Origin of the sequence: Ectobacillus panaciterrae DSM 19096, from assembly GCF_000430785.1 — a bacterium.
GTDB lineage: Bacteria > Bacillota > Bacilli > Bacillales > Bacillaceae_G > Ectobacillus > Ectobacillus panaciterrae.
The window spans coordinates 1-6,188 of sequence record NZ_AUMR01000141.1; the positions used below are offsets into that span (position 1 = coordinate 1).

The following is a 6,188-nucleotide window of genomic DNA, read 5'->3' on the forward strand; positions in this document are numbered from 1 at the left end:
GTGGCAATCACCACCTATCTTCATAACGGTAGAAAACCGACATCCCCTACTTACTATGTTCAGGGAGTAGCTCTTGGATGAGTTCAAAGGGAATAACTACCGATTCTCACCAACCATCGGCTCTCTGAAAAGCTTATAAACCTTCTACTATTTCCAATCTTTGCTTGTTATTATTTAATTATATGCAATAGTATATCGATAAACTCGAGTTGTCAACACTAAATTTCAGTAGTGTTGCATTTATTTCTTCTGCTTGTTCTTCTATTACTAAAACAAAAAACACGAGAAAAACTGGATATATAATCCAATTTCCACTCATGCTGGTGTACAGTTTTATTTGACCAGAATACAAGTTGTTTTGCTGGGGAATGACTTTATTTTGCGATACTTTATTATAAACAGTTAATCTTTTTTAAAAACAGTCAATCTTTTTTATAAACGGTTAAACTTTATTTCAAATCCACACTCATTTGTTGATACTCGTGCATATCCTATTTTCATAAATCCCCCTGAAAAATAAAGAACTCCTTACTACTAAGCATAAATAAAACATATGTTTATTATAACTTGTTTTTTTACATTTTTATTATAATAATATTTAATAAAAAAACGGGCATTTCCTGCCCGCTTCGAATGTTCTAAAAAACTATTGTTTTTTATAATCTCTATTAGGGATCCTGACGTCAAAACGCGGATATTATACACTAATACATTTTCTGGAAGATAAAACCCGGATTCCCTTACGCTAAGCAGGACATCTGGGTTTTAATGTTTTTAAAATACAGAGAGTAGTAGTTAGGGAATTTTTATTAACTTCCGATTGATTGTTGTTTTTAACAATTAGGATAAGTTCATTCTAAACTTTTTGTAGGATAATGGCGTCATGTTGATTGACTTTCGGAATTTATCAATGAAATAGCTTGTACTATTAAATCCTACTTGATAAGCAACTTCTGTCACATTAGATTCTGCTTGTTGCAGTAAGACCAAGCTTTTTTGAATTCGATAGTCGATTACATAGTTCAATGGTGTTGTATTTAACATTCGTTTGAAATATCGACAGCATTCAGATCGACTCAGTTGTCCAGCTTTCGCAATATCGTCTAACTTGATTTTCTCAGCATAATGTACATGTACCCAATTTAACATTTGCTTCATTCGCTGGTTCTTTAACATTTCTGTCTGGTCGTATTCTAATTGAAAGCCACTAATGATTAAGTTTTGCCATATTAACATAAGCTGTACGGTGATGTCGATCTCATAGTAAAGTGATTTTTGTTGAATCCATTGATTGATTTTTACAATAGCATCTAAAATGGTTTTCCCCCAAAGCTCATTTGCATCTATATATAAATAAGATAAATTGGTCGCTTGAATATAGGGATATACATAGGTTGTATAGAGCTCTTGGGGTAAAACGAAATGAGGAGAAACATTTAAACAAATATAGACACATCCTGATGGTTTTTTCTCTTCCGCCATATGCAGACAACCACTATTTATAAAGAGACCATCACCTTCTTGAACCACTACTTTTTCTTCATTTATTTGGAAAATCACTTCCCCTTTTAGGATGAAAACAAATTGAATTTCATCGTGCCAATGAAGTGAAATATAGCCATGTATATTTTGGTTAATTGTTGTTTCATAACATGCAATTGGTAATACGACTGTGCGATGTTCGGTTAGCTCTTTTAAACTTTGATCAACCATGAAATTTTTTATCTGCAAAGTACCACCTCAATATATTGATATTTTTTTATTCAATCCAAGTATTATTTAAACCATTTTCCACTTAGTATAACACTATTATTATATATAAGGTGGGAAATCAATGATCAATAAACCCTCTAGAAGAACAGGATTATTTCTCGTCATAACGGGAGCGATATTTTGGGGTGTTGGTGGTACAGTTGCAAAAAAGCTCTTTCAACAATCCGCAATCGATGTAAATTGGCTCGTAACGACACGATTGCTCATAGCTGGCTTTTTACTCTTAACAGTTCAATTTTTTAGGAAAGACCGTTCTCAGATATTTGGTGTCTGGAAAAACAGAAGGACAGCTGTTCAATTGGTTATCTTCGGATTACTCGGCATGCTTGCGGTTCAATACACGTATATGGCATCAATCAAACACGGTAATGCTGCTGTTGCAACGCTATTACAGTATTTAGCACCTGTAATGATTATCATTTACTCCATTCTACGTAAACAAGCTGTTTTAACACGACAAGATTTGTTAACTGTTTTGCTTGCTTTGGTTGGCTGCTTTTTCTTATTAACAAATGGAGCAATATCTAAACTATCTGTGCCGGCACTCACAATCATCTGGGGTGTTTTATCTGGACTAGCGTTAACATTTTATACTTTATATGTTGTGCCTTTACTGAAGCAATATGATTCCCTTGTCATTGTTGGTTGGGCTATGATAATCGGTGGTTTTGCATTAAGTTTTATCCATCCACCTTGGCAACTGGACTTCGCCAGCTTAACAGTAGAAACCTATCTATACTTAGTATTTGTTATCGTATTCGGTACAATGATCGCATTTTGGTTTTATATAGAAAGTTTACAAAGTCTTTCACCTAAAGAAACAAGCCTCCTAGGTAGTTTAGAGCCACTGGCAGCAGTTTTAACAACAGTCGTTTGGTTAAAAGCATCGTTTGGATTTTTCCAATGGGTTGGTACCGCTTGTATCATTGGAATGATTTTATTATTGGCATTGAATAAAAAATCTCCAGTAAAGAATGAGCTGACCATTTTAGAACAAACAGCCCCATAAACGGTCGTTTATGGTACCCTTCTTGTTCAACTAAATGGCAGGTTAATTGGAAGAAGGAAATAAAATTAATTTGAAAAAACTTATATATACAAGTACATTTAATGTATACGTTATCAAATATATTGAAAGTAGGCGATTAAAATGAAAACTGAAAAAGAAAAAATGTTGGCTGGAGAAATGTATAATCCTGCTGACCCTGAATTAGTCAAGGACCGAGAAAACGCAAGACGGCAGGTTAGAATATATAATCAAACTTTAGAAACTGAAGGTGATAAACGCACTCAATTATTAAAAGAGTTCTTAGGTTCTACTGGAGAGAACGTATATATGGAGCCTAATATCCGATTTGATTACGGTTATAACATATTTGTTGGCGAAAATTTTTTTGCAAACTTTGATTGTGTCATCCTGGATGTTTGTGAAGTGAGATTTGGAGATAATTGTATGCTCGCACCTGGAGTACATATTTATACAGCAACTCACCCACTTAACCCAACTGAACGCAATTCAGGAAAAGAGTACGCAAAACCTATTACCATTGGAGATAATGTATGGATTGGTGGAAGTGCAGTAATAAATCCAGGTGTTAAAATAGGAGACAATGTTGTAATTGCGTCAGGTGCAGTAGTAACGAAAGATGTACCACCAAACGTTGTAGTAGGCGGTAATCCCGCAAAAGTTATTAAACAAATCGAATTATAAACTATAATTAATGCCAAAAAAGGTGTTTGTGGAAAGATAAAATTTTTGTTTGGTGTCATACATAGTACACAGTTCCTTAAGATAAAATAATCCCGATAAAAGTAGCAAGGCAGTCCAAACGGTCTAAGAAGACCGGACGGACTGCCTTGTTCGTTATACGGGCCGCGAGCTCGCCTGTCTCTCGCTAGCGGAAGCCTTCGCTGGTCTTCCTTCCAGATCCCGCCACCAGAAATCCTGCTGCGTCGATTGCGGAATCTGCTCCAGATAGACCGCTTCGCCGATTCTAGGAATCAGGTAAGGAATGCTATGCTCTTCGACTGCGGCCGATACCCTTCTCGCAGGATCGTTCCAATCATGCAGCGCCAAAGTGAAGCCTCCCCAATGAACGGGCAGCAGAACCCCTCCCTGTACGTCCCGATGCGCTTGAACCGTCTCTTCCGGCAACATATGCACGCCGCTCCAGCGCTTGTCATATTGCCCGCATTCCATAATGGCCAGCTCGAACGGTCCGTGCTGACGGCCTATTCGCTTAAAGTGAGGACCGTAGCCTCCGTCCCCGCTGTAGAAGAGGCTTCTCTCCTCCGTCTTGATGACCCACGAACACCATAGAGTGGAATCCCTATCGAATAACCCTCTCCCGGAGAAATGTCTCGCCGGCGTGCAAGCGAAGCGTATGCCCTGAATAATCCGTTCTTCCCCCCAGTCTAGCTCTATGATGGCATCGGGTGATGCTCCTAGTTTCCGGATTCGCTTGCCGACTCCGAGCGGAACGAGGAAAGTTCCCGTCTTCGGAATAAGCTTGCGAATGGAGGAAGAATCCAGATGATCGTAGTGATCGTGAGACAGAACTACGATTTCAATCGGAGGAAGCTCATCGATCGTGATTGGCAGATTAACGCTATATCTGCGATTGCGGGAAATAGGAAGCGGCGACGGACTCTTACCTAACATTGGATCAATCAGAATCGTCTTGCCCCCAAGCTGAAGCAGGGACGCCGAATGTCCGAACCAGACGACCTTGTCCTTTCCGTCGCTTAGTGTGCTATGCTGAAGGGGGACGATAGGAAGCGGCTGCTTCGGCCTTCTATAGGACTTAGGGGATAGAAATTCATGGAGCATGGATACAATGTCGCCTGCCCCCATTTTCACAATTGCGGGGATTTCGTTCTGAAATTTGCCGTTCTTAGCACGTTGGGATCGATTCCAATCGTTCATCTGTCTACTCTCCTTCTCTTGTTATTAGCGAAATCTACTCGTCCTTTTATCTCTGTCAAATTCGTGTTTTCCATTTGGCACTCCGATCGGCTATTATTCCTATTTCAGGGTACGGTGGAAAGAGCCTACTGGCTAGGTTAGATATCCTAAAAATCGGAAATATGATCATTGATCTTCATCGGATGCAAATCTATCCAGTAAACTTCAAATAACAGTCAATTGGGGACGAAAATTAGCTTTCGTCCTCAATAGCATATTGATTTGTTATTTATTTTAATTGCCTTTGGATAATAATGATCATTATTTTAGGGCAAATTTTTCTTTTATCATTTGAACATAAGCTTCATCACCTTGAGTTTCTCTTACAGATATAAGTTGTTTTGCATCTTCACCAGCAATGTACCTTAGTTTATTTGTTCCATCAGTAACTGCTTCATAAATTATTTCAGCAACAGTCTTGGGGAGACTGGACATTTGCTGATCTTCACTTGAAGCTAAGCTATAGAAATTGTTAAGATATGCATTATAATCAGTTATTGTTTCTGATTTTGCATGATCCATAGATCTACCAGAAAAATCTGTTGTCATCGAACCAGGTTCTATTAATTTTACTTTAATCCCCAAATTACTTAATTCATAACTTAATGATTCTGTAAAACCTTCTACTGCGAATTTAGTAGAATTATAAGTTGATATCAATGGAAGTGTTGTTTTACCTGCCAAAGAGCCTATATTCACAATTGTACCTTTTTTATTTTCTCTAAAGTGCTTTAAAAATGTTCTAGTAGTATTAAATAAACCAAATACATTTACGTCAAACTCTCTGCGAATTTGCTCATCTGTAGAAATTTCAAATGGTCCAAATAATGCATATCCTGCGTTATTTACTAAGGCATCTTACGACACAATTCGCGTTCGCTTTCTTACTCTAAGAAAGTTCCTAAAAACGGTCACGTAGCTATTCAAGTGGAACTTTGATTTTGGTAATGAGTTATGGAACTGAAAAACAAGCATTTTTAAGGATATTAAACGATTGATGACATAAGTACCATAAACGCCCGTTTTTGGTACTCAGACCACAGACGCCTTATGTATCAAGGGGTTCAGCCTTAACGTACAAAATCTGCGAAATGATGGCGCTACCCCATCGCCATCAACCTAACGAAATTAAATACCACCCAAAACGAAAAAAATGCGCTATTCTTTCTGTAGAATCATAGAAAAGGATGGCGTTTTTTGATGGATATTTCAGATGAGTTACAACTTTTTTCTCAAGAGCTAAAACGGAACCTAGCACCCCAAGCTCTTCAAGAGCTTGCAAGAGAAACCGGATTTACAAAACGTAAGAGTAAGTATCAATCTCAGGAATTAGTAGCACTTTGCGTGTGGCTGAGTCAAAAAGTCGCAAGTACATCTTTAACACAGTTGTGTAGTCGCTTAGAAGCTTATACGGGAGTACTCATGAGTCCCGAAGGACTTAATAAGCGAT

Annotated in this window: 4 protein-coding genes, 2 pseudogenes and 1 other annotated feature; of the genes and pseudogenes, 3 read left to right on the plus strand and 3 right to left on the minus strand. The window is 37.9% G+C overall.

Annotated features, from left to right (window positions below; translation table 11 throughout):
• Positions 1–170: a binding site (T-box leader), on the minus strand. This feature is flagged as partial in the annotation.
• A 670-nt stretch (positions 171–840) separates the two neighbouring features.
• A complete protein-coding gene (locus tag H540_RS0121100) occupies positions 841–1,731 on the minus strand; it encodes an AraC family transcriptional regulator (protein ID WP_028402272.1) in 891 nt (296 codons plus the stop codon).
• A 106-nt stretch (positions 1,732–1,837) separates the two neighbouring features.
• Between H540_RS0121100 and H540_RS0121105 the strand changes: the two genes are divergently transcribed.
• Together H540_RS0121105 and H540_RS0121110 are read left to right on the plus strand one after the other, a co-directional pair.
• The gene (locus H540_RS0121105) at positions 1,838–2,782 is read left to right on the plus strand and encodes an EamA family transporter (protein WP_028402273.1); all 945 of its coding nucleotides are present in this window, start codon (positions 1,838–1,840) and stop codon (positions 2,780–2,782) included.
• 141 nt (positions 2,783–2,923) lie between these two features.
• Positions 2,924–3,484, plus strand: coding sequence for a maltose acetyltransferase domain-containing protein (locus tag H540_RS0121110; RefSeq protein WP_028402274.1), 561 nt, complete (start codon positions 2,924–2,926; stop codon positions 3,482–3,484).
• 153 nt (positions 3,485–3,637) lie between these two features.
• On the opposite strand, the gene H540_RS30530 is transcribed toward H540_RS0121110, so the two are convergent.
• Both H540_RS30530 and H540_RS30535 read right to left on the minus strand, forming a co-directional pair.
• Entirely contained in the window at positions 3,638–4,699 is a 1,062-nt protein-coding gene (locus H540_RS30530; RefSeq protein WP_081415229.1) for an MBL fold metallo-hydrolase, read from the minus strand.
• Between the two features lie 300 nt (positions 4,700–4,999).
• Positions 5,000–5,584 (minus strand): annotated as a pseudogene (locus tag H540_RS30535) (SDR family NAD(P)-dependent oxidoreductase); the annotation flags it as partial.
• Positions 5,585–5,938: 354 nt separating this feature from the next.
• Between H540_RS30535 and H540_RS0121125 the strand changes: the two are divergent.
• A pseudogene (locus tag H540_RS0121125) lies at positions 5,939–6,188 on the plus strand (IS4 family transposase); the annotation flags it as partial.